Consider the following 245-nt stretch of genomic DNA (forward strand, 5'->3'; position numbering starts at 1 on the left):
TTTTAGATAAACAAACAGAATGTAGTACAAGCGTCACATTTATAATATAGTGTGATGAAAAAAGAATAAACCGTCAATTAAAATAATTACGGGATCCTGGACAGAGACAAAGACATATCCTTAACGGATGTACAAGATATTTTACAATGAAGAGTTTGATCCTGGCTCAGGATGAACGCTAGCTACAGGCTTAACACATGCAAGTCGAGGGGCAGCATGAACTTAGCTTGCTAAGTTTGATGGCG

Annotated in this window: 1 rRNA gene; it reads left to right on the top strand. The window is 37.6% G+C overall.

Features of this window, described 5'->3' with window-relative positions:
- Window positions 1–143 precede the first annotated feature (143 nt).
- A 16S ribosomal RNA gene (locus tag H6A27_RS14855) occupies window positions 144–245 on the top strand; the annotation flags it as partial.

The sequence above is a fragment of the Bacteroides caecigallinarum genome, assembly GCF_016902295.1.
Lineage (GTDB): Bacteria > Bacteroidota > Bacteroidia > Bacteroidales > Bacteroidaceae > Phocaeicola > Phocaeicola caecigallinarum_A.